This window comes from Enterobacter cloacae (assembly GCF_011078175.1).
GTDB lineage: Bacteria > Pseudomonadota > Gammaproteobacteria > Enterobacterales > Enterobacteriaceae > Enterobacter > Enterobacter cloacae_Q.
On the sequence record NZ_JAALCJ010000011.1, the window covers coordinates 44,562 to 65,892 of the forward strand.

The window sequence follows — 21,331 nt, forward strand, 5'->3', positions numbered from 1 at the left end:
GGAGTTACCGTGAAAAATCTCATTCGTGCGCTTTGTGCAGGGCTGCTTATCTCTGTTACCCCGGCACGCGCAGGTGTCACTTACGATGACATAGTCTCTGCTGCAACCAATGCACAGGACCTCTCCCGACAGGCACTGGTCACTATCTTCGGCGATGTGGTGCTGGACCCTCTCGCCGCCGGCAATACCACGATGATCGGGAATCTGTTTGCTCTGTTTAACGGAATTATCGCCGTCCTTGCCGTCGTCTGGTTTGTATTTATTGGTCTGAAGCACATTAATAAAACGGGGCATCAGGGCAAGGTATTCAGCGGGGATCGCGATATCACCAGCACACTGAGCACAGTGTCAGGATTTTTGATGATTATCCCGACCGCCAATGGCTGGAGCATGTCCCAGCTCATAATTCTCTGGGGCGCGTCGATTATGGGCGTAGGTTCTGCCAACCTGATGGTGTCCAAAGCAGCCAGTGATATTGCCAGCGGCTACTCCCTGACTGTCCAGCCCACACAGGCTTCGACCCGAACTTCTGCACGCGGTATTTTTGAGATGCAGCTTTGTAAATATGCCATCAATACTGCGCTGGACGATTACAACAGCACGGCAAATTCGACCACAGCCAGAATGGCAGGGGTATCCGGTTCTTCTGGAGGGAATTATACCTACCGGGTCACCAACGGCAGCGGTGTGTGCGGCACGGCGACGATACCGGAACAACAGAAATCGGACTCCTCGTCTGGTTCCGGAAGCTTCTTTAACCCCTTCAGTAACCGCGATACAAGTGAAGTGGTGGATGCGCAAAACAAAGCTATGGAAGCAATGATCCAGGATATGGACAGCGCGGCCAGCGAGTTTATGGCAGGGTTTATGAATAAACGAACAACCGGCAACGGCACACTCCCGGATATTGAAACCCGCATTCAGAGAGCAGCCAGTACGTACGAACAAACTGTTCAGCACGCACTACCGGCGCAGAGTGAACAAAATGGCATACAGGATGCTGTCAGGAATTACCTCGACACTTATGGTTGGGCGGCTCTCGGTGCCTGGTACCAGACTTTTGCAACGGCCAATCAACGCCTGACAGAAGTTGCCAGTCGCGCGCCGGCAACCAGTGGGATGTCATCCCTTGGGGAAATTGGCAGCGGAGACCTGTTCAGTGCGGTAATGAGCGCCTACCGTACCCAGTTACAAAACTCTAATTATGCACCTCCAGCAGGTACAGCAACATCACAAAACGAGTTAAGTGCTTCTGAAGGTAATGACCCAAATAGCATATTAATGAACTCGTTCGCTCCATTTTTCGTCAGTTTAACCAGCAACATCGCAACAAATTATAGTGGGACAGGAACCTCAACAGGGCAGGTAAACCCATTAGTTAAAATGAAAAATGTTGGAGATTACACGCTGGTTGCAGCGGAGGGAACTTTAACAGCATACACGGTCATACGGGCTGCTGTTGCGGGTGGAGAGTCATCCCTTCTCGGGAAGGTTGTCAATATGACAGGAGCAATTAGCGCTGTAGATAAAGGGCTTGATGCCATTTCGCCAGCAGTATATTTCTTGTTACTACTTATGTTTAGCGCTGGATTTACACTTTCAATCTATTTGCCATTTATTCCGTTTATCTTCTGGATGACTGGTATTGGTAACTGGATTGTCAGTGTTCTAGTAGGTTGCGCTGCGGGACCTCTATGGGGGGCAACTCACCTAGGTACGTCTCAGGATCGAGGCAGTCGTGCGGCTTATGGTTACATTTACTTTATAGATACCATGATTCGTCCCGCACTTATGGTTTTTGGATTTTTCTTTGCATCTGTTGCGATTGTTGCTACTGGCACTATCCTTCATGCACTTTTTGGTGTCGCACTGGTCAATGTTCAAGCCAACTCGTTAACAGGTTTATTCAGCATGGCTGGTTTTTTAATGATCTATGCTCGAATTTGCACGACACTGGTATCTAGCATATTTGCCTTACAGGCATATTTACCTGACTACGTCATTTCGTTCCTTGGCGGTAGAGATGCAGCAAATACTCTTGGAAGCATGGCTGGTTCTGTCAAAGATATGTTCGTAGCCGGTGGGAGGAATATACGGCATACCCCTGGCGTTAATACGAAGGGTATGAATGGTCCAGGGGAAACAAATAATGATGGAATAAAAAGTTGAGATGTGGACATCTATCCAGTAGTGCTATAACATTGAGTGAAATACCTAAGGAGGGTTTACTGTGAAAGATAGATTCCCTAAGTGGTGGGTTTTATACTCTGTTGCAAAGTCTTTATTTTTAAAGTTCGGTATAATCTCTTTCTTGCTGATTTTTTTTCTATGCTCCATTTCAATCATCATGGATGAGTACGTACGCCCGGAGGCATATCTATACGCCATAACAAGTTGCTTACTGTTATTCGGTCCATTTGCCATCAATTATGTTATAGCCAAGAAACGCAAAAAAAAGATCCTTGCTGTTGTTGAGAAAATCAAGGAGACGGGTCATTTCAAACCGGAAAGCGGTTCTGAGGGCTGGCTCTTCTGGAAAAGTACCTACCTGGGTTTCGACTTTCAGCAAGGAACCTTTTTGTACGTCCGAATCTACCCGGGCAATGTCATGGATGTCATTGGCTTCGATGCTTACAGCCTGACACGTACAGAGGTTGAAGATTCAAAGTTGCGTCTCTTCACAAGGTTCACATCATTGCCGATGATTCCTATCGATACCGGTGCTGCATCCAGTATTGCTAACCATCTGCATGCAATGAACAACAAAGGATACACCTATAACTTCAACTTTAACGATGTCGTGAATAAAAAACGTGCCGAGATCGAATCTCTGACAGGGCTACCTGTTCCCGTTCTTGCCTGAAACACATCCAATACCCTCCAATAAATAGCCGGTTTAATTGCCGGCTATTTTCATTGATTTCATTAACGCAGATCATCGCTCTGAAAATTCACTTTAAAACAGATGATGATAATAAAAACCACAACCCATCTTATTAATGACCCTCACTAAAACAAAGGAGATCCGTATCAGATCCTCAACAATCTAATATTTGACCAATCAATATAATTTCACCTGCCGTTATCACCAGTAAATACGCTTGCTAACTTTTCGTAAGCTCGGGCTCTGCTGCCCTCTTTTATTCAGTTAGTCTTCATCGTTTTTATTTAGGGAGCTTTTCCATGACATCCGCTCGCGCGGGAACGACTGATCCGCTTGAATTTCTTGGAGCCCTCGCCATCCTGGGCATTATGCTTCTGCTTGTTGCATGGCTGTTCTTGCCTGAGTTTGTGTACTGGTCATGTTTCATTTTGCATACCCTGTGGGGCATGGCTGATTTTGGCCCCTTCCACACCTGGGCCGCACCGCGTTATAACCTGCTGGCCGTCACCGCCAACAATGCCGAAAACATCACTTACGATCAGTGGATCAACGTGATGAAGCAAACGACGGTGATCCTGATGATATTCCTCATTCCCCTGTCTACCGCTTCGCTGTGGAGCTGGTTATGCCATCCTGCACGAAACTGGCAAACGCGACGGGTACTCAATATCAGCACGCTGCCCTTCGCTATGGAAACCATTTCTCCTGCAATTGCCCCCATTCTTAATGAGGGGAATTCCAGTCGCCTGTTGCTTGATAAACGTCGTCAAGAAAGACGTCCGGCACAAAGCCCTGAGGGTTTCGCTGAAGAGCATGAACTCATCAGTAATATGCAGCTCGATGTTGCCCGCTGCAGGGCTGTTTTTATGGCCCAACTGGGGCGTCCACTTAATGGATGGAAAAGTCTCGCCCCTCATGAAAAGGCATTATTCGCAATATTCGGCCTTCAGTTTTTCCTGGACGACCGACCGGCCGCACGTCAATTAATGGATGCCCTGAACCGCTCCTGTCGGATAAAAAGCCGCCGTGATAAGGGGAAATTCTCAGTTCCGGTCTATGCGCTGGCGAGAACCGCTTTTAAGCGCGTCATCCAGAGCGAAGGCGCGAAACAGTGGTTGCGTGAGCACCGTTACGTCAGAAGTGGTCTGGTCTGGCTGTACGCACATGATTTACGGCTGACACCACCTAACTGGCTATGGCTAAAGGGGGTAGACCGCCCACTCTTCTATGCCCTGCACCGGGCAAACACCACCAAAGGATTTATTGAAGGTGCAGGTATCGTCGCCGTCGCCCGCACCGAGAGTGAGGCTATCCGACTTGGCCTCCCCTGCCCGCAAGCCTGCGTCGATGAAGCCATTGAGGGATTGCGCATCGATATGCTGTCCCTGGGGCTAATCTGGAACGAACCTCAGCCAGACCGCGACCGCAAGCGTCGCATCCGGACCAACTGGTCACTCACGGAAGACGTCATCACTCGCCCGGGTGACGATGACGATCTCATCTTCTGAAATTTCGCTCATTTCTGACGCTAATTATCTTACTGTCTACTGGAGTCTCATTATGTCGCTGGAAAGCACCTACACCACCTTTCGTTGTAACGACACCATTGTGGTTTTACATCAACACGGACATGGTGTTCCTCAGGCTCTGTTCACCTTTCGTGAGCCTCAGCGTATGGCCATCCACGATAAAAAGCTCATCGCTTTTTATCCATATTCAGCAGAAGCCGTGACACTTCTTGATGACCCGATGCACGATGCAGCGGAAGTCTTCAACACCATAGCGCGACACCTCAAAACCCAGAGTAAGGCAATAATGAAACGCCGTATGAAGTCCCTTGCCCTGTTTGTGAGCGGCGCGCTGATAGCATCTTCGTTATGGCTCCTGGGTACGGACAACCATTTCTCACTCAATGTGGGAAACCAGACACTGACTATCCCGGCAGAACCAGGCGCAATCGCACCGGCCCGGCCGCGGCAGACTGCCGCTGTTCAGGAGCCAGCCAACCCGGCGGCAGGCAATACAGTCATTCAGGCTGCCCAGGCTGAATCCGACAACATGCAGAATATTATGAAGGAAAGTCATAAATCCTTACCGGCTTCGCCTTCTGAAGCCCTGAAAACAGCACCGGCAGCGGTAACGTCAACCACATCAGTAAAAAAAGAAGCGACGGAACAGTCAGCGCGACAGAAGATGGTGGAAATACTGAAGCGCAGTACCGATCGAGGTCTGTTCACCATCCAGCTCTCAACCGGGCATGAGCGTACGCTGTATGCATTCCTCGATCCAACCTGTGCGGTCTGCAGAAGTATGGAGCCGGCAATCGAACAGCTGGCGCAGCGTTACAACGTTGTTGTATTCCCTGTATCAGTCGTGAATGACGGCGGCGATGCTGTAGAGAAGATCATTCCGGTTTTATGCGAGAAGGACCAGACAGCTCGTGCTGTTGCATGGAGTGTTCTTTTCCGACCGGACGCAGGTATGCTGGTTCCGGGACAGACAACACCTCCACAGGTGAGCTCAGACTGTTCCGCGTCGGCTCAGGCCGTAGTAGCCGTAAACGATACTGGCTTCCGCACCTTTGGTTTTTCAGGTACGCCGACAGTGCTGACTGACACGGGCATTCGCCTGGCAACGGGCATGCTGACCGCGCCGGATAAAATTGATCACTTCCTGAAAATTACAGATCCAATGTCACCAGAACAGGTCGACCGCTTTGTGAGTTCCCTCAGTATCCAGGAGTAAACCATGAATTATACGCCCGTTAACCAGGCGCTCATGAAGCGCAATGCCTGGAACTCCCCTGTTCTTGAGCTTTTGCGCGACCACCTGCTGTATGCCGGAATTATGGCAGGAAGTGTGGTGGCGGGGTTTATCTGGCCACTCGCCATACCGCTTTTGCTTTTGCTGGCCATCGTGGCCAGCATCAGCTTTGGAACACACCGCTGGCGTATGCCCATGCGAATGCCTGTCCACCTGAATAAAGTAGACCCCTCTGAAGACCGGAAGGTACGACGCAGCCTGTTCAGAAGGTTTCCCTCACTGTTTCAGTATGAAACAACGCAGGAAAGTAAAGGTAAGGGAATATTCTATCTCGGCTACAGGCGAATGAATGATATCGGTCGCGAACTCTGGCTCACCATTGATGACCTGACCCGTCATGTGATGTTCTTTGCCTCGACCGGTGGAGGGAAAACCGAAACCATCTATGCGTGGATGCTCAATTCATTTTGCTGGGGTCGGGGCTTCACCTTTGTTGACGGTAAGGCGCAGAACGACACGGCGCGCACCTGCTACTACCTGGCCCGCCGCTTTGGGCGTGAGGATGATGTGGAATACATCAACTTCATGAATAGCGGCATGTCCCGCAGTGAGATGATCCACAACGGTGATAAAAGTCGGCCACAGTCTCACCAGTGGAACCCCTTCTGCTATAGCACTGAGGCCTTTGTTGCTGAGACGATGCAATCAATGCTGCCGACCAACGTACAGGGGGGAGAATGGCAGTCCAGAGCAATTGCAATGAACAAGGCGCTGGTTTTTGGCACAAAGTTCTATTGCGTCCGTGAAAACAAAACCATGTCGTTGCAGCTGCTGCGCGAGTTTATGCCACTGGAGAAACTGGCAGAGCTTTACTGCCGTGCCATAGACGATCAATGGCCAGAGGAAGCTGTCTCTCCGCTCTATAATTATCTGGTAGACGTACCGGGTTTCGATATGGCCACCGTTCGCCAGCCTTCAGCCTGGACAGAAGAGCCGCGCAAGCAGCACAGCTACCTGACTGGGCAGTTTCTGGAAACCTTCAACACATTTACGGAAACGTTCGGTAATATCTTCGCTGAGGATGCCGGTGACATTGATATTCGCGACAGCATTCACAGCGACCGGATACTCCTGGTCCTTATCCCGGCAATGAACACCTCTCAGCACACAACCTCTGCACTGGGGAGAATGTTTGTTACCCAGCAGAGCATGATACTGGCCCGGGACCTGGGACATCGTCTGGAAGGGCTAGATTCCGAAGCTCTCGAAATCACCAAATACAAAGGCCCCTTCCCCTACATGAACTATCTCGACGAGGTGGGAGCCTATTATACCGAGCGTATTGCCGTTCAGGCCACACAGGTACGTTCCCTGGACTTTTCTATCGTCATGATGAGCCAGGACCAGGAGCGCATTGAAAGCCAGACCTCAGCCACAAACGTTGCCACCCTGATGCAAAACGCCGGCACTAAGGTTGCGGGTAAAATCGTAAGTGATGATAAAACGGCAAAGACAATCACTAATGCCGCAGGACAGGAAGCCCGGGCGAACATGGTCAGCCTGCAACGGCGTGACGGTATCATTGGTACCTCCTGGATCGATGGCGACCACATCAATATTCAGATGGAGAACAAAATCAATGTGCAGGATCTGATTAAATTGCAGCCAGGTGAGAACTACACGGTGTTTCAGGGCGATCCGGTTCCGGGAGCATCCTTCTACATCGAGCCGCAGGACAAAACGTGCAATGCACCCGTCATTATCAACCGATACATCACGATTAACCCACCGAACCTTAAGCAACTACGTAAACTTGTTCCACGAACAGCGCAGCGACGTCTTCCTGCTCCGGAGAACGTCAGCAAAATCATTGGTGTTCTGACAGAAAAGCCCTCGCGTCGGCGTAAAGCGGCAAAAGCTGAACCCTGGAAGATAATCGATACCTTTCAGCAGCGTCTGGCCAATCGCCAGGAAGCGCATAATCTGATGACTGAATATGATACGGACCACCGTGGACGGGAAGAAAACCTCTGGGAAGAAGCGCTGGAGGTAATCAGAACAACCACTATGGCAGAACGTACAATACGGTACATCACGCTTAATAAGCCTGAATCGGAACCGACGCAAGTAAGCGCTGAAGAAATTCAGCTCGCACCAGATGCGATACTGAGAACGCTGACACTCCCGCAGCCGGCTTATATTCCTCCTTCCAGATATCGAAACGAGCCATTTATCTCCCCGAAACTGCCTGATTCACCACATCCGGATATGGAGTGGCCAGAGTGATAGTTCAAAAAAATTGTCTTGTTTCAGGAACAGCTGCCGATAAACAAAATGATATAGAAATGAAGGAAATGAAATGAAGAAACTACTATTTGCCGCCCTCTTTGGTTTTTCATGCGTTGCCGCTGCAGCGCCCCAGCCCGTTATCGACACCGATGCCGTGGCGCAGCTGACTGAAATCCGTAACATCCTCCTCACGAACCAGCAGAAGGTGTACGCCTGCTCCGATGGCGAGAAGCTTTATACTGTTGGGTTGCAGATAAAACACGATGGTTCTGAATACAAATGTGTTTTAAAGAAAGACCATGCTGAATGGGAATTAGTCCCACGCATCGCATTCAACTAAATAAGGCCGCGAAAGCGGCCTTTTTTTTGACCTGATTATGCTACCCTCCGGATTGGGCACAGATTCACACTATCCCGTTCTGCTGGCAGTACGAGAAATTGATAAGTATGATTGATAAAACAGGGGGCAGAGAATGAACATTCCTAAACAGACACTGGTTTTATCTATTGCAGGTTGCTCACTTCAGTTATTCTTTATTTTCGCTTCTTTCATAGGTGCTGATGATAGTTTTGCTGTCTTCTGGACATCATGCGGCTTTGCCTATGTATTGCTTGCGTTCCATGTAGTCACGGGCGTTGTCGCTTGTTATGACATAAAACATCCTCTAAAAGTTTAAAAGGCCGCATTTGCGGCCTTTTTTATTTCTTATCTGCGGGCTAAATTCCATCTGGTCCCCGAATGCTTATAACGGTGAAGGTGGTTTCCAGTTTGGTCCTGACTCATTGCGCACAGCTTCTGTATTACTCCCCTGATTCGTCATTTCAGCAAAGCGCATCTCGCTTTCAACACGCACCTGGTCGACCTCCGGTCGCGAGATCTGGTATTCACCTTCATCACGGTGGTTCACATTGTGCCATGCCACCATTTTGGCAAAAGCTGTATTGAACTGTTCATTATTCCCTTCCGGAGCCATCGCGACGCTCGGAGAACGGCTGAAGAGAACCGGCGCGACTTTGACCATATCCCGCTTAAGCGCATCGTAATCGCCACTGTTCCGGAAAATAACCCTGTCGCCATAGTCGGTACAAATATGGCGGCCTGTCTCCGGATCGCGGAACTGGACGCGACCGTTCTTCTTCAGTGAAGCCCGCAGGCCAGGAACACCGGAATACATCGGCGTTCCGCCTGGCTCACAGATAACGACACATCGGTTGTCTGTTGTAGATTTCACCGCATTACCACGACGATCCCTGTAATCCCATCCTCTCAGCTGCGATATCGCAGCCTTGTCACCTTTCACCGCTTCAGCTTCAACCCACTGCCGGTAAGACGGCGGATACCATTTCCCCTGCCCGATAAGCTCAGCTCGTTCAGCCTTCATGGTTTCTTTCAGCGCAATCAGTGCCTGCATGCGCTGAAGCTCTGCAATATGATAATGCAGCTTCCTCACCAGAGGGTCACGATGTTCGATACGGATGCGCGCTTTACGTATCCTGCATTCGTCATGAATCGCCTGGTAACGTTCACGGCCATGCAAATCAGGGCGCTGCCAGTTAGCCCGCCAGGCTGCATAACGGGCTTTCAGATCTTCTCGCGCAGCTGCGCGCGCTTCGCGACGCTGGCGACGCAATTCAGGATCACGCTTCATACCCGGAATATCGCGGTCGCTCACGGCCAGTTCCGGATTGTAACGGCTGGCCGGCTTAACACGTTCAAAGATGTCTGCCGGCACCGAAACAAACGAACCAGCATGGGGTTCCGCACGCGCAAGCGTCAGATCAGGATGAACGTGGCTGGCCTTTACAGGGGTCTGTTCGTGATTGTAAGCGTCCATCACAACCAGGCCCTGCTGCTCGCGCATCAGCAACAGCCCCTGACGCGCCAGTAGCTCATGACAGCGTTCCCAGGTAAATTCACCACTACCGATAAGCGACTCAATGTCCTGACGGCAGTGTGAAACCGCATAGCCCCAGAGGCTTTCCTTATCAGAGAAAATCTCACGTTTCAGCGCCCCCTGCGGGCCCGAACCTGTTCGCAGTTTTCGCCATTCCCGGTCGGATACTGGGGTGGCTTCCAGACTGCCGCCGGTGAACTGTTCCGCAGGGGGAACCTGCTGGAAAATGTCTTTCGGTACCGGCTGCCAGCCTCCTTTATACGAGTCCAGAATAGCCTTCGTTAGCGCAGGCCACACACGTTCCGCCCTGACAGGTGTACGCGTTGAGTCATACCCGTCACAGATAACCAGACGGTCATGCTGTTCTTTCAGATACAGTCCAGACTGTGCCAGAAGCGTATGCACTGACTGTATGGTTCGCTGCGTTGGATCCTGATCAAGTGCAATCAGCGGCGCCCGTAAACGTGCGATCGCATAGTCCGATAAGGATTCTTTCTCTGTCATCCGTTCAGGGCGAGACGGCATAATAATCTTGTCTGGTTCATAGCGGCCGACAGCCGGAACTTGCGAGAAAATGTCCTGTACAGGAGGAACAAACTCACCCAGTTTACGAATAAGTTTATCGGTATCAAAGGCGTGTCCAAACGCAGAAAGCGTAACGCCAGGACGTTCACTGTCCCAGCCATCCTTCACTTTTAGCTCGCCGCTCTCCTTTGTCAGGAACAGGCCTTCTTTCGCAAAACGCTGATGGAGAGAAGACCAGTCGGTCACCGGTGACTCCCGTAAACCAGCTATTGCCGTGTCAGCGATATATTCTCTCAGGCTCTGATTACGGCCACGTTTCCAGGCACTTTGACGATCGCGTTCAACAGAGGTACGACGAACAATACGATTATCAGGGGCAATCACATAGCAGCCATTGTCAGGTGAAAACCCATGTTTGAGCTCCAGTTCACGACAGGCCTTACTCAGTTTTTCCTGGCTGTAAGCAAGACGGTTAAGATAACCAGTCTCCGGATGTACGCGATTTACAGCGATGTGAACGTGGAGGTTATCCGTGTCAGTGTGAACGGCAGCAACGAACTGATGGCCCGCTAAACCGAGACGGGAAAGTGTATGGCTGACCGAATCGTAAATCTGTTCAGGGCGCGGACTTTCGTGCGACTGCCAGCTCAGAATATAGTGGAATACAGGGTCGCTTTTGTTATGGGCAAACTTCGTTTTACGTGCGGAGAACTCCATTTCTTCAGCTGCACTTTCAATTGATGTGCAATTGTGGAAACAGGTCACACCGTAAAAATTCACCCATTCCCCGCCGTCAGGCATCACGTCAACCAGCGAGATAAACGACTCATCACGCAGTTTAGTAGCGTAGTCAACCAGACGGGAAAAGCGGCTGCTGTGCGGCATTTCTGGCTTTGTTCCGGAAGCTCTAACGGCTTCCATTAAATCATCATCGCGCGGCTCATCACGAACAGAAACGTACGAAACCAGGTCCCCAAAGGAGGACTTGCCGTCTTGTCGTTTCGGTGGAATAACCGGGATCATGATGTTGTTCTTCTCTCCGTGCTAACCGTTGTTCATGAGTTTATTTCTGAGCGTGGTCGACAGTTCTGTTATTGCGACAAGGACCGTGGAGTATTCCTTATCACCCACTCGTTTCCCTTCAACAAAGAGATGCTTTTGCAGTCTCCCCAGCCTTAAAAGCTCGGTCATAAAGCTGTCGTCGATGAGTGAAATCATCTTTCTGTTCATCGCTGCGTTACGGATATAAGCCGATACGCTTTGCCCCACTGCTTCCGCTTTCTGTTCAATCTCTTCGATTTCATCCGGCGTGAATCTCAGGGTCTTGATTACGGTTTTCTGCCGTTTATCACTTCCCCTTCGGGATGCTTTGTCGCTCATGTGTGCTCCTTACTCGGGTGTCGGGGCGGAGCCCTGACCAGGTGGCATTTGTGATATCGTGCGTGCGCGGTATTACAAATGCACATCCTGTCCCGTCTTTCGAGTCATTATACGCTTCGCTGGCTGTTTCGCCTAGTGGCGATTTGACGGCATAGGCAGTGCGGAGCACTGCCACTTTTGAGTGGTCAATGTTATGATTTGGATGACAATATTCTGAAAGGGGTAAGAAGATGAGTAAGAAGGCGTTTTATTCAGATGAAGATATCGAGCTAGCAAAGGTTACTCTGGCTGGTTTACCGGATCTGACACCTCAGCGCAAATCACAAAAGGAATTTCTGGATGCAATCCGTGATGACCTGTTAGCACTGGTAAAAACCAAAGGTTACACGGTCTCAGACATTAAAGAGACACTAAAAACCACGGGGTATGAAATCAGTGAGAGAGCACTTCGTGAAATCGTTCGTGATGCTGATAAAAACAAACCAGCCCGTAAAAATCGCAGGTCGACGGCAGAAAATTCGTCATCACCAACGAAATAATTCCTGCATCCTGAAGATGTGATGTACTGAAATTTTTCTTACCAGGATGAAATATTTTTTCAGCCTGGTAAGAAGGGAGATGATATAGAAATTACCATTCAAAGGTCGGAACGTCTGCCAGCATTTCTCCCCATGAAGTAAAATGAACCATGCTGATGTCAGCCTTTATCATGGCAGTGTAAATCACTATTCTCGCCGCTTTTGAAATACCATGATGTTTCAGAATGAGAAGCGGATAACTGACGGCATCAACACGAATGATGTAACCCAGATCGGATTCATGGATCCATTCGCTTTCATACTCGGCGTGACATAGTTCGCTCAGAATCTCGCTATCCCTCCGCGTAATATGGCTCAGACTACATTCCAGAACAGAACGCAAAACTTTGTGATTAAGTTCAGTACGCTGTCCCCATCCGAGCGATGCAGTAACATCCTCCCATGTCCATTTAGGGTTATCAGGAACCTGAGCAGTAAGCTGTTTAAATGGCAAGCTAAGTGCCGTCGACAGGTTCAACCCTGATGCAATAATACGCGGATAAAGTTCACTGGCTGTACATGAGGAAATCAGTTCTCCATTCACAAAGAGAGCTTCATCACCGTTATCAAGACGGATACAGGTGACGCCATGAGGCGCACGGGATATGTAGTGTGGCATGTTCCATTCCTTCCAAAAATGTGCCGGATAATACTCCGGCACTGTGTTATTAAATTACCGCCCCGTTGCAGGGCGGTGGTTATCAGGCGTACGCGCGGGAAAGCTCAAGCGTACTCAGGACGTGATCCCATTCAGCCCCGTTAAGTGCTGGAATATGGATCGGTTTATGAATACGCCCGCAACGGACAAGTGATGTCCCCAGTTGTTTCAGATGTGGCGCGATAGCGTCTGGTTTCAACGTTTCGCGGATTTTCCGTGGATGACGGGTTTTAACCCGCTCCTTTACAAAGTATTCGCGACATGCGACGATGAACTGGTCTTTCATAGTGCCTCCTCAGAGTCATTGTGATAACGAGCTGTTACAGCAGCCCGTGTAAACAGGCAGGGCACCCGCCCTGCTTTTTTATTGCCAGTCTTCCGGCAATATCCTGCGCGTCTTACGACGCAAATCTTGCAGGCCATCCGGCCTTTTCTGCCGTCGTCCTTTTCCGTTTTCTTGCAATGAGGGAAATGCCTTCATTACGCTAATGCCCTGACAGGGTGACGATGGAAAGCAGGGGTGAAGGACAGATTATTTGGAGCCTGCGAGAAAAAATCTGGACGGAAAGCGTCAGCGTCCCTTGCTGAACAGAGGCGCTCTGTCAGAGTGCATAAGTAATGAAAGGCTTTCACGGCAGAAACGGACAGGAAGGCAGAAGGCGCCGGTTAATCCGGCGTTCCCTTGCGGCCGCCGTGGCGGTCAGTGGGAGCGGCGCTGCCGGAACGGCAGCTGCAAGCGGGATGGGTTCAGGTATCGCTTGCTATCCGTCAGGACGGAGACGCGTGCGGCTCCGCGTAGCGCGGTGGGCGTACGGCCACCACGCGAAGTGCAGGCGACGACCCGGCAGCGACGGGGAGCCGAAGGTACCCAGATGTCAGTCCTGACAACATGCTTTTCGTCGTCATTTAGCATCACATTAATCCACAAAAAAAAATCAATAAAAGTGCAGAATCTGCACTTTATTCATATATACTTTCCCACAAAAAAAACACTAAAATAAGTGCAGAATCTGCACTTATTTAGGTATCAGAAAATGACGGGTTACGAACTTCGTTTATGGCGAAAAGGTATGAACTGGAGCAGTGACAGGGCGGCCGAAGAGCTTGGAGTCAGCCTGCGAACATGGAAAGTTTACGAGAAGTCGGAAAAGGTATCGCGGGTAGTAGAGCTGGCAACCGTAACACTTTCTATCGCTGCTGCTGTTCCTTCCTTCGGACACCGGAAAAACACCAAAGAAAAGATAATTACCATGATCCAGACTCTAACCGGAGCAGCTGGACTCATCGGGAGGCGCTGAGCACCTCCCCTGCCCGTATCAGGCGGCTTTCGATAAATCGCACATAAAGTCCATCATGGCTTTAAGTCTGCGCTGAGTGTTCAGCTTCGCTTCAAAGTCGTTGAGATAGTAAACAGGCGTATACCGTACACGATTGAACTGCATCGTGAGCGTGTTCCCTGTCACCACCTCCGCCGCAATCCCCAAAAGAGACAACTGGATAAATGCCATATCGGCAGCAACCGGATCAATATCGATGCAACTGGCGAACAGGTGCGCGGACGGATTGATATCAGCCTCAAGTAGACATTCAGCATAGGCAATAATCATTCCTGCCGAACCGCAGGCCGGATCGCTTATCGTCGCGATACCCTCCCGCGTGACCGTCTCTTTGATGCCGGAAACCAGCATTCTGGCCATCATTGACTGGACAGAATAGGGGGTAAAATATTGCCCCATACCTCCCGACCCCAGCTCAAGCTCCATAAAAATTGAGCCGATGAAGTCATGGAATTTAGCCTCCAGCGCGCAAACCATCAGACGGAACAACTCATGAAAATTGCGGATATCGTCCGCATCGTATCGCGCGCAGATCTTCCGGCAGTTTTCCGCGCTCTCTGGCGTTCTCACCCGCGCAATATCCAGTTCGCTCGCGGCAAGTCTGACAAAATCGCTGAATACATCCCAGCGGTGAAGGTGGCGGGCAGTCTGGTTAAACAGACTGATAAACTGCTTACGCGCAGTGTCGATGCTGATAAGACGCGGGGGGACTTGCTCTGACTGGACAGCCGGAGCCGTCTGCACGACAGGGCGGGCGGCTCCGCGCCTTTTTGTCTCATTGAAGAAATCGGCAAAGCTAATCTGGGTCATGTTTTTTTCTCCTGTCGCCCCGTCAGGGGCGGCGTTGTTGTCAGTTACAGGCGCGGCTCAGTTCAAGCGTGCGCAGCACATGACCCCACTCGCTCCCGCGCATGGCGGGAATACGTACGGATCGCCCCTTTTTCCGGCAGTGCGCAATATGACGCCCCAGTGCCCGCATTTCCGGACTGAGGGCATTGCAGGCGATTTCACCGCGTTTGATACGCACCTGCTTTTTCACGGGCGCGTTTTGAGCCTCCTGCATCTGGACATAGAGGGCGGTTGGTGTAACAATCGAAACTTCACTGAATTGCATGGGTTTGTTCCTTTTAGTGAAAGCCGGATTTTTTCGTTGGAATCGCTCAAATCCGGCGTGGATGGAGCAGGTGTAAGCCTGCTTTTTTCATTTCTGGCTCTGGCTCTCAGGGCTGAATGCTGCTTTCACCTTCGCCACGATATCGGCGTGATTCAGGTTGCTGTAATCACGTACGCGGAAATAACGCTTTCCAATACGGACAAAAATGTCCGTCACGTTCATACAGATCATCTCTGCCAGCATGAAGGTTTCAGTGTCCTGCGCGGTGTCACAACGCCAGTTGATCATCGGTGGGTGCATTCCTGCCGCATCGTGGAATTTGTTCACATCGATTTCCACGGGGGCGATCAGTGCGGACTTTTCACGGCTCAGCCAGTAGGCCATTTCCGATTCGGCGCTGGCGCTGGAATCAAGAGAAGCGAAAGAATCAGTCGTGTGTAAATGCATGGTTTATCTCCTTTTATCAGTACATGCCGGATATCCGGCGTGGGGTTACAGCTGTACGTATTGCAGGTTGCGTTTCAGTTCAAAAAGAAAATCAGGTTGAAACGACCAGGCGCGCCAGTTAAGCGTTCCGTTGGTGCGGATCTCCACCTGCACATCGCCGTATCGGGACACATCGGACACGGTGACAGTGACGCCCTCTTTCAGCGCAGTGGCCTGAGCCACCCACTCCTTCGCGACAGAAACAGGGTTTTGTTCTTCCTCCATCTTCCTGGAAGATTCTTGAGCGGCGGTTTTGACGTTGACGTTTCGTGTGTGCATCCTGGTTTTCTCCTGTGGTGATGGTTGCCCATCTCCCTGGTGAGTTCTCTCGCGGCAAAGGGCAAAGGAGCGACGGCGGGGCGGCAGGAAAAGGGCGCAGACAAAAGTTTTTGCAGTCCCTTGCAAAAAGTTTTGGCGGCGTTCATTTAACCCTTTGGATGACGTCCTGACGGTGCTACGACCAGCCCTCCGCGTGAGGACACACGGGGGATGGACTCACGCGGGTGAACAGGAGTGCACACACCCGACACGTCGGAACGGCGTGTCGCCATTAGAGCGACGGCTTCGCCGGCGCGGTGAAGGCGTTCCGGACGGTACGGCCGGAGAAGCCGCAGTTGTTGACCTTTGCCATCAGACCCTAGCGATAGCCCGAAACCGCTTGCGGGTTCGGCGGAGACTGGCTGGTGCGTAAGCAGCTGCCTGGCGGAGTGGGGCTCGACGACTGGACCGCCACGCGGGCCAGGAGCCGAAGGTGGCCATTGCCCTGCCCGTCTTTCTGGCTCTGCCCATCACGGAACTGCAGCGAAGAGAACTAACCAGCAGGATATCGATCAAAACAGACAGGATGAGGCACTCGGAAAAGTCCTTTCTGAAGCACAGCTTCAGCAGACTAATCGCAACAGCGTGAATTAACAGCAGCCAGGAATTGATTGATTGAGCGAGGACAAACCAGAGGGAGCAGAGGGGCAGCGCCGGAGGCGCGCCCCGCTTCCCCCGAACCCCGCAGGGGTACGGTCCGTCCCGGAAGTTCAGGCGTGCGGTCGCGTCGGGATGGAAAAAGGGGCTACCGGCGAACCGGCAACCCCTTCATAAAGGCGCTTCAGGCATGTCAAACCAACTCAGCCCTGAAAAGGCGGGGTTTCCCCCGCCTCCAGGTTGCTACTTACCGTTGGATTCGTAAGCCAGAATTGCAGCGACCTCCCGTTGTCCGTCCCTCAGGCGAATTTCGCAAAGCGATTTTCGCGTCAGGTAAGTGAATATCAGCAGTGTGAGACACACTATGAGTACGCACCAGATAACGGTACTTCGCGGCAGTTTCATGGTTTACTCCTCCTTGCATTAAGCACGGTAAGAGGCCATACTGTTGTTGATCAGACATACAGGGGGCCTCGTGGGTTAATGAAAATTAACTACGGGGCTTTCTGCTTTCTGCCACACAACACGGCAACAAACCACCTTCACGTCATGAGGCAAAAAGCCTCAAGCGCCATCGCCATTATATCCCGACGAGCCGATTCTGCCCAGGAATAACAGTCTGATTACTGGATAAATCCTGACCTTTACCTGATTTACTCAGGATCACTTCTGCCTGTGGACCAGTTATGTATCTGTTCGTCGAGCGCTTCAAGATGCTGATCAATGCTTTCTGCGAGTCGCTCACTTTCAGTCTCCAGCCAGCCGCTTAATCCGTCCCACTCATAGCACATCTCTTTCAGCTTTTCCGACATAGTCCGAAGTTTATTGCGCTGGCTGCGGGCAACCTTCAGCTCCGTTTTCCACGGATTGTTTCTCACGGCCATATAGACCTCAGCGTGATTTTGTTCGGTACCATCCAGCGCTCCAGCTCTTTCTCCGCCGGTGTTGAGGATCCCGCCACATCATGTACATCGAGAACAATGTCTTGCGCACGGTCGTAGTAAGCCTTCACCAGATGAGACAACGAGGGGCTGCGTTCCGTCCACGCCCACAACATTCGCTGGATGTCATAGTCCCGTATATCCTGCTGGGACCAGAACTCATACCATGCACGCAGTGTCTCCGGTGTCTGAAATGCCAGGTCGATTTCAGCCTGCCCCACGCGGTTCTGGTACTTCTCTTCCTTTTCACGGTGTCGCCGTGATTCCTGACGGGAATAAAGATTATCCTCGCGCACTTCCCGCTGCGTGTGGCGCTCTCTGATGCTGAACGCCTGCTCCGGAAACAGGTTCTGCACCATGTTGGTACCGAGCGGAGGGTAACACAGGCGACCGCGGCTACTGATCAGTATGTCAAACGCCTCTTCATATCGGGCCAGAGAAATTTTATCGCCCTTCAGCCAGTACGCCCCGCGCACCTGGTTGATCGCCTTTCCACTAATTTTACTGCTACCAGTCAGGAACCGGAAAAATGCTCTGGAATAGGGATACGGCTGCGGGTGTCGGCTTCCGTACCGCCCGCCCCCCTCTTCTACGGCAATAATGGCTCGTAACGCTGCCTCACGCTCCGGCAGTTGCGTGACAAGAGAAAGGTGACGAGGGATCATCAGGCCACCTCCATGCGCAGCGTTGAGAGAATATCGAATATTGAGTATCCATCACTGTCCAGCCTGCTGGTCAGGCTCAGCACATGGTTTATCACAGCAGCGTCAGATTGTGGGCATGAGCGGATACAGGATACTTCCTGCCCTTTTCTCCAGACCAACAGCATGATCCAGTCCTGACTAAACTCACCAGGACTACACAGAACCACTTCAAATCGGCCATGAGTGGGCGAAAAACGGATCTGCACGGGAAATAAGCCCCCGAACTCGCTACGATACTCCCCGTTAACATCCCAGTTTTCAGGCGCACTCAGTGCCCCCATAACAGCGTGTGTCATCTCACGGCGGTAGGAGTAACCAGCGGCGCGGCAGGTTTCGAAATCTTCACCGATCATGGAGGAAAGCTTAAAGTTTGGCATATTCATCAGATATCTCCTTATTGCCGCCCCGTAGGGCGGCTATCCTTATCAGGCGGCAATTGCCGCGTTGTCAGTGTCGGTATCGGTGCTGTCTTTTGCATCAGGCTGCGGTGACTGTAACCATGCAGGAACCCAACGGTTCTGCTTCATAAAGAACTCCGCATGCACTGCCGCGTCGCCTTTCTTCATTTTTTCTGCGTCAGCAGCGGCACCAGTCAGACCTGCATCTTTAAGTGAAGTGACTATCTGTGAATGTTTCAGGCTACCGAAGTAGTTCTCTTTTGTAGGCTGCCACCAGTCGCGAAGGTGAAAACCTATCGCGGCCTCAACCGTATCGAGAGGGCTACGTGATGTGTGTCCATTATCACGCGTCTGTACACCATCTACGGAACAAGCCGCACAGAAGGCCAGCAATGACATCAGTACCTCTCCGTTCAGGGCGAAGAAGGTCGTGAAGTCCTTCTCCCATCCTGCTGGCAGCAGGGTTTTCAGGCGCTCTTTTTCGGTCATCAGGGCTTCAAACGCTGCGCCTTCTTTACCGGATGGGGCGTTCTCAGTGAGGCTGCTGTGAGAAACGGTCAGGTTGATACGGAACGGATGCGGCGTGGTCACACATCCAGCAAAAACGCAGGTACACATACGCCAGACCATAAGCGCCACAGCCTTTTCAGGTTGCTGCATTAGCGCGGCCTGTACCGCCAGAGTGCGCTCGGATGACATTTTGGTGAGCAGCGGGATGCTGATCCCTTCTGCTGCATCAGGTCGATGCATATGAGTCACGGCAGGAGACTGCGCGGAATCCTCTCCGTTACTGTCATGGTCAGGTAAATCAGACATGCGGCATATACCACGCTGAATACGAAGCGCACCGTGCATGTAGCTCACCACCACGCCTGATTTTGCTTTCAGATCTTCTGTCCACCCACGAAGCTCAGCGGCATGTTCAATGAGGGATATTTCGCTGCTAATGGCCTCGGCTTCATCACTGTCAGGATCCAGAGCGTTAAATTTGTCGGACAGTTCATCGATACGGCGGCTGTCATCTTCGCTGTAGATTGCATCTGGCTCCGGTAGAATGCGGTAGTCCTTTCCGTCAGGTCCGTAAAGGTTAATTGCAGCCAGACGTCCGGTACCCCACATCCAGCCCTCTTTTTGATGGATTTCCTGAGCGATCAATTCAAGTTTTTCCAGTACCAGACGTTCAACAAGCAGACTGTCTACTGTTCCGTCCCCTTCCTGCTCACTGAACAGATCTTCACGGACAATTCCGCCTGCGGCTTCATAAACTTCCCGCCCGATAAATGCGAAACGTGGATGCGAGACAGAAATTTCACTTTCCGTAATACGATTTTTAAGTGCGTTTACGGTAGTGCGTCCCCATTCCTCCTTTACGCTTTCGTAAACAGCAACCTGACGCTCAGGATCGCTTTCAAGACACAACACCTGACACTGTTCAACATCAAGCTGACCTTCTGCCAGAAGTGCAAGCAGTGACGGGGCAAGACTGGCAAGTTTGAGCATGCGCTGGACGTGGCGGGAACCGTACCCAAGCACCTCACCAATCTGCGCGGGAGTTTTTCCCTGCGCCGCCAGTGTACCAAACGCTGTGATCTGCTCGGCAGGGTGCATGGTTTCAAGCTCGTTGTTCTCGGCGTAAGAAGCCTCAACAGCAAGCTCGTCGCTGACACGTTTAACCGGAACCTGATAATCTGGTTTGATACGCCCCATTTCAGACATGAGCGTCAGCGCAGTCAGACGCCGACCACCTGCTGCCACACCGTATTTTCCCTCGGGCAGGGCATGGACAACCAGATTGTGAAGCAGTCCGAGGCTTTCAATGGAGTTAGCCAGTCGCTTAACGCTCTCGGTGGTGTAGGGCATCGTGCGTACGTTCAGCGGTGATTTAATGAGATCGGTCAGCGGAACATACTCAATGACTGCCGCATCGAGGGCTGTTTTCAGCGCCTCGTTTCCGGCAGTTTTATTCTTACTGGTTTTTTTTGGTGCTTTTGATTTAACATCTGCAACTGTCATGATTTAGTACCTCTCAGTATTAATGATTGTCTTGCCCTGCGGAGTGACAGCTCCGACAGGGCCCCTTCTTACTGCTGTTTTCTGGCTCTGTAACTGGCAAGAGCGCGGTTAAGCAATGCCCCCACGTCGTTCTCAAAGTTCCACGCGCACTTCGTCAAAAACCCTTCTTCACCCCGCACAACAAGCTGAAAATAAGTACCCTGATCGTTCTCAATACTGACGTTGGTGTACTGCGCCACCAGAGCGGTCGCCTCTTCACGGGTAAACGGCCCCTGAGGCAGCACCACGGGTGCAGTGACAGTACTGCCATTCAATAGAGCCGCCAGTTCGTTTTCTTCGGCGGTGGGTTCGCGCAGCAGCACTGGCTGATTCAGAAATTCCTGTAATGTTTTTCCCACTGAATACTTCCTTTAAAAAAGTGGCTGGTTTTAAAACCCATCACCCGTTGAGT

General features: G+C 51.3%; 23 protein-coding genes and 1 pseudogene. 9 read left to right on the forward strand and 15 right to left on the reverse strand.

The features are described 5' to 3' along the window. Window positions 1-9 precede the first annotated feature (9 nt). From G6Q29_RS19585 to G6Q29_RS19615, 7 genes are all read left to right on the forward strand, one after another. Entirely contained in the window at window positions 10-2,169 is a 2,160-nt protein-coding gene (locus G6Q29_RS19585) for a DotA/TraY family protein (protein ID WP_022650002.1), read from the forward strand. A 61-nt stretch (window positions 2,170-2,230) separates the two neighbouring features. Continuing rightward, window positions 2,231-2,863 (forward strand): plasmid IncI1-type surface exclusion protein ExcA, encoded by a 633-nt coding sequence (gene excA / locus G6Q29_RS19590; protein WP_022650003.1) that lies wholly within the window; start codon window positions 2,231-2,233, stop codon window positions 2,861-2,863. A 320-nt stretch (window positions 2,864-3,183) separates the two neighbouring features. After that, the gene (locus G6Q29_RS19595) at window positions 3,184-4,392 is read left to right on the forward strand and encodes a hypothetical protein (RefSeq protein ID WP_022650004.1); all 1,209 of its coding nucleotides are present in this window, start codon (window positions 3,184-3,186) and stop codon (window positions 4,390-4,392) included. After that, window positions 4,373-5,629, forward strand: a complete 1,257-nt coding sequence (locus G6Q29_RS19600; protein ID WP_126530067.1) for a hypothetical protein — start codon at window positions 4,373-4,375, stop codon at window positions 5,627-5,629. Before G6Q29_RS19595 ends, G6Q29_RS19600 begins: the two co-directional genes overlap by 20 nt. Before the next feature lie 3 nt (window positions 5,630-5,632). Further along, window positions 5,633-7,933 (forward strand): F-type conjugative transfer protein TrbC, encoded by a 2,301-nt coding sequence (gene trbC / locus G6Q29_RS19605; RefSeq protein ID WP_022650006.1) that lies wholly within the window; start codon window positions 5,633-5,635, stop codon window positions 7,931-7,933. A 73-nt stretch (window positions 7,934-8,006) separates the two neighbouring features. After that, entirely contained in the window at window positions 8,007-8,276 is a 270-nt protein-coding gene (locus tag G6Q29_RS19610; protein WP_022650007.1) for a hypothetical protein, read from the forward strand. Between the two features lie 133 nt (window positions 8,277-8,409). After that, window positions 8,410-8,613 (forward strand): hypothetical protein, encoded by a 204-nt coding sequence (locus G6Q29_RS19615; RefSeq protein ID WP_123839396.1) that lies wholly within the window; start codon window positions 8,410-8,412, stop codon window positions 8,611-8,613. A gap of 66 nt (window positions 8,614-8,679) precedes the next feature. Here G6Q29_RS19615 and G6Q29_RS19620 read toward each other — a convergent pair whose 3' ends face one another. Both G6Q29_RS19620 and mobA read right to left on the reverse strand, forming a co-directional pair. Then, window positions 8,680-11,379 (reverse strand): relaxase/mobilization nuclease domain-containing protein, encoded by a 2,700-nt coding sequence (locus G6Q29_RS19620; RefSeq protein ID WP_022650008.1) that lies wholly within the window; start codon window positions 11,377-11,379, stop codon window positions 8,680-8,682. A 21-nt stretch (window positions 11,380-11,400) separates the two neighbouring features. Next, entirely contained in the window at window positions 11,401-11,736 is a 336-nt protein-coding gene (gene mobA, locus G6Q29_RS19625; RefSeq protein WP_022650009.1) for a plasmid mobilization protein MobA, read from the reverse strand. 230 nt (window positions 11,737-11,966) lie between these two features. Between mobA and G6Q29_RS19630 the strand changes: the two genes are divergently transcribed. Next, window positions 11,967-12,275 carry a hypothetical protein gene (locus G6Q29_RS19630; RefSeq protein ID WP_022650010.1) on the forward strand — a complete coding sequence of 103 codons (309 nt, stop codon included), beginning with the start codon at window positions 11,967-11,969 and terminating at the stop codon, window positions 12,273-12,275. A 91-nt stretch (window positions 12,276-12,366) separates the two neighbouring features. Here the strand turns inward: G6Q29_RS19630 and G6Q29_RS19635 are convergent, their stop codons facing one another. Together G6Q29_RS19635 and G6Q29_RS19640 are read right to left on the reverse strand one after the other, a co-directional pair. Then, a complete protein-coding gene (locus G6Q29_RS19635) occupies window positions 12,367-12,933 on the reverse strand; it encodes a DUF5983 family protein (protein ID WP_022650011.1) in 567 nt (188 codons plus the stop codon). 82 nt (window positions 12,934-13,015) lie between these two features. Further along, window positions 13,016-13,258, reverse strand: a complete 243-nt coding sequence (locus tag G6Q29_RS19640; protein WP_022650012.1) for a hypothetical protein — start codon at window positions 13,256-13,258, stop codon at window positions 13,016-13,018. 784 nt (window positions 13,259-14,042) lie between these two features. Between G6Q29_RS19640 and G6Q29_RS19645 the strand changes: the two genes are divergently transcribed. Next, window positions 14,043-14,270 carry an XRE family transcriptional regulator gene (locus G6Q29_RS19645; protein WP_369798832.1) on the forward strand — a complete coding sequence of 76 codons (228 nt, stop codon included), beginning with the start codon at window positions 14,043-14,045 and terminating at the stop codon, window positions 14,268-14,270. A gap of 18 nt (window positions 14,271-14,288) precedes the next feature. On the opposite strand, the gene G6Q29_RS19650 is transcribed toward G6Q29_RS19645, so the two are convergent. The 11 genes and pseudogenes from G6Q29_RS19650 to G6Q29_RS19695 all read right to left on the reverse strand — a co-directional run bounded on the left by G6Q29_RS19650 (window position 14,289) and on the right by G6Q29_RS19695 (window position 21,194). Continuing rightward, the gene (locus tag G6Q29_RS19650; RefSeq protein WP_022650014.1) at window positions 14,289-15,119 is read right to left on the reverse strand and encodes an N-6 DNA methylase; all 831 of its coding nucleotides are present in this window, start codon (window positions 15,117-15,119) and stop codon (window positions 14,289-14,291) included. Between the two features lie 40 nt (window positions 15,120-15,159). Continuing rightward, window positions 15,160-15,423 carry a hypothetical protein gene (locus tag G6Q29_RS19655; RefSeq protein WP_022650015.1) on the reverse strand — a complete coding sequence of 88 codons (264 nt, stop codon included), beginning with the start codon at window positions 15,421-15,423 and terminating at the stop codon, window positions 15,160-15,162. 87 nt (window positions 15,424-15,510) lie between these two features. Next, complete coding sequence (locus G6Q29_RS19660; RefSeq protein ID WP_022650016.1) at window positions 15,511-15,870, reverse strand: hypothetical protein; 360 nt, start codon at window positions 15,868-15,870, stop codon at window positions 15,511-15,513. 45 nt (window positions 15,871-15,915) lie between these two features. After that, window positions 15,916-16,188 (reverse strand): hypothetical protein, encoded by a 273-nt coding sequence (locus G6Q29_RS19665; protein WP_022650017.1) that lies wholly within the window; start codon window positions 16,186-16,188, stop codon window positions 15,916-15,918. A gap of 879 nt (window positions 16,189-17,067) precedes the next feature. Beyond that, window positions 17,068-17,190 carry a type I toxin-antitoxin system Hok family toxin gene (locus tag G6Q29_RS19670; protein ID WP_176483648.1) on the reverse strand — a complete coding sequence of 41 codons (123 nt, stop codon included), beginning with the start codon at window positions 17,188-17,190 and terminating at the stop codon, window positions 17,068-17,070. Next, a pseudogene (locus G6Q29_RS21770) lies at window positions 17,138-17,287 on the reverse strand (DUF5431 family protein); the annotation flags it as partial. The pseudogene G6Q29_RS21770 and the gene G6Q29_RS19670, both read right to left, overlap by 53 nt. A gap of 190 nt (window positions 17,288-17,477) precedes the next feature. Then, the gene (locus G6Q29_RS19675; protein WP_022650019.1) at window positions 17,478-17,708 is read right to left on the reverse strand and encodes a hypothetical protein; all 231 of its coding nucleotides are present in this window, start codon (window positions 17,706-17,708) and stop codon (window positions 17,478-17,480) included. Next, window positions 17,699-18,430 carry a plasmid SOS inhibition protein A gene (locus G6Q29_RS19680; protein ID WP_022650020.1) on the reverse strand — a complete coding sequence of 244 codons (732 nt, stop codon included), beginning with the start codon at window positions 18,428-18,430 and terminating at the stop codon, window positions 17,699-17,701. Before G6Q29_RS19680 ends, G6Q29_RS19675 begins: the two co-directional genes overlap by 10 nt. Then, window positions 18,430-18,852 (reverse strand): conjugation system SOS inhibitor PsiB, encoded by a 423-nt coding sequence (gene psiB, locus G6Q29_RS19685; protein WP_096149266.1) that lies wholly within the window; start codon window positions 18,850-18,852, stop codon window positions 18,430-18,432. Before psiB ends, G6Q29_RS19680 begins: the two co-directional genes overlap by 1 nt. Before the next feature lie 42 nt (window positions 18,853-18,894). Next, window positions 18,895-20,880 carry a ParB/RepB/Spo0J family partition protein gene (locus tag G6Q29_RS19690; RefSeq protein ID WP_022650022.1) on the reverse strand — a complete coding sequence of 662 codons (1,986 nt, stop codon included), beginning with the start codon at window positions 20,878-20,880 and terminating at the stop codon, window positions 18,895-18,897. A gap of 68 nt (window positions 20,881-20,948) precedes the next feature. Then, the gene (locus G6Q29_RS19695) at window positions 20,949-21,194 is read right to left on the reverse strand and encodes a DUF905 family protein (protein ID WP_032623592.1); all 246 of its coding nucleotides are present in this window, start codon (window positions 21,192-21,194) and stop codon (window positions 20,949-20,951) included. Between the last annotated feature and the right edge of the window lie 137 nt (window positions 21,195-21,331).

Coding starts and splice junctions, on each gene's coding strand:
- G6Q29_RS19635 (WP_022650011.1), bottom strand. CDS start 12,933: ATGCCACACTACATATCCCGTGCGCCTCATGGCGTCACCTGTATCCGT.
- G6Q29_RS19665 (WP_022650017.1), bottom strand. CDS start 16,188: ATGCACACACGAAACGTCAACGTCAAAACCGCCGCTCAAGAATCTTCC.
- G6Q29_RS19645 (WP_369798832.1), top strand. CDS start 14,043: ATGAACTGGAGCAGTGACAGGGCGGCCGAAGAGCTTGGAGTCAGCCTG.
- psiB (WP_096149266.1), bottom strand. CDS start 18,852: ATGAATATGCCAAACTTTAAGCTTTCCTCCATGATCGGTGAAGATTTC.
- G6Q29_RS19655 (WP_022650015.1), bottom strand. CDS start 15,423: ATGCAATTCAGTGAAGTTTCGATTGTTACACCAACCGCCCTCTATGTC.
- mobA (WP_022650009.1), bottom strand. CDS start 11,736: ATGAGCGACAAAGCATCCCGAAGGGGAAGTGATAAACGGCAGAAAACC.
- G6Q29_RS19640 (WP_022650012.1), bottom strand. CDS start 13,258: ATGAAAGACCAGTTCATCGTCGCATGTCGCGAATACTTTGTAAAGGAG.
- G6Q29_RS19620 (WP_022650008.1), bottom strand. CDS start 11,379: ATGATCCCGGTTATTCCACCGAAACGACAAGACGGCAAGTCCTCCTTT.
- G6Q29_RS19650 (WP_022650014.1), bottom strand. CDS start 15,119: ATGACCCAGATTAGCTTTGCCGATTTCTTCAATGAGACAAAAAGGCGC.
- G6Q29_RS19600 (WP_126530067.1), top strand. CDS start 4,373: ATGACGATCTCATCTTCTGAAATTTCGCTCATTTCTGACGCTAATTAT.
- G6Q29_RS19610 (WP_022650007.1), top strand. CDS start 8,007: ATGAAGAAACTACTATTTGCCGCCCTCTTTGGTTTTTCATGCGTTGCC.
- G6Q29_RS19615 (WP_123839396.1), top strand. CDS start 8,410: ATGAACATTCCTAAACAGACACTGGTTTTATCTATTGCAGGTTGCTCA.
- G6Q29_RS19595 (WP_022650004.1), top strand. CDS start 3,184: ATGACATCCGCTCGCGCGGGAACGACTGATCCGCTTGAATTTCTTGGA.
- trbC (WP_022650006.1), top strand. CDS start 5,633: ATGAATTATACGCCCGTTAACCAGGCGCTCATGAAGCGCAATGCCTGG.
- G6Q29_RS19675 (WP_022650019.1), bottom strand. CDS start 17,708: ATGGCCGTGAGAAACAATCCGTGGAAAACGGAGCTGAAGGTTGCCCGC.
- G6Q29_RS19660 (WP_022650016.1), bottom strand. CDS start 15,870: ATGCATTTACACACGACTGATTCTTTCGCTTCTCTTGATTCCAGCGCC.
- G6Q29_RS19680 (WP_022650020.1), bottom strand. CDS start 18,430: ATGATCCCTCGTCACCTTTCTCTTGTCACGCAACTGCCGGAGCGTGAG.
- G6Q29_RS19690 (WP_022650022.1), bottom strand. CDS start 20,880: ATGACAGTTGCAGATGTTAAATCAAAAGCACCAAAAAAAACCAGTAAG.
- G6Q29_RS19630 (WP_022650010.1), top strand. CDS start 11,967: ATGAGTAAGAAGGCGTTTTATTCAGATGAAGATATCGAGCTAGCAAAG.